The 579-nt window shown below is 38.7% G+C and carries 1 protein-coding gene; it reads left to right on the top strand.

The features are described from left to right. Positions 1-579: IS21 family transposase (gene istA, locus ACYQ2O_RS12720; protein WP_459796770.1), on the top strand; the 579-nt coding region annotated here is incomplete at both ends.

Genomic DNA, 579 nt, shown 5'->3' with positions numbered 1-579 from the left:
ATAAACCTAAAACAAGGAGGACATATCCGAGTAAATTAGATTCATTCAAACAAATCATAGATACTAAGTTAGAAGATCAATGTACCGCTAAAAGTATCTTCAAATTCATACAAAAGAAAGGGTTCGATGGGAGTTACAGTCTTGTTAGAGACTACTGCCGTGGAGTGAAAAAAGAACGGATACAGAAAGCAACTGTACGTGTCGAATATACGCCTGGTCTTTCAGCACAAATCGATTGGAAAGAAGAAATGCGACTCATAAGCAGTCAGGGAGAAGTCTTCCGCTTTAATATTTTTCTTTATATATTGCCCTACTCAAAGAAGAAATTTATTACGCTTACCTTTGATCGTAAACAAGATACATTGTTTGAGTGCATGAATGATGCCTTTTATCACACCGGTGGTGTTCCAGAAGAAATATGGTTCGATAATATGAAAACTGTCGTCGACCGATCACGAACTCAATTCTCTCAGGTTCATTTAAACGATCGCTTCTATTCTTTTAGTAAAGATGCAGGGTTCAGAACAATGGTCTGTCGCCCTTTTCGCCCCCAAACAAAAGGCAGCGTAGAAGCTCTCG

Source organism: Alkalibacterium sp. m-11 (assembly GCF_054658155.1).
The sequence above is the reverse complement of the archived record's forward strand: the minus strand, read 5'-3'. Positions and strand labels throughout refer to the sequence as shown.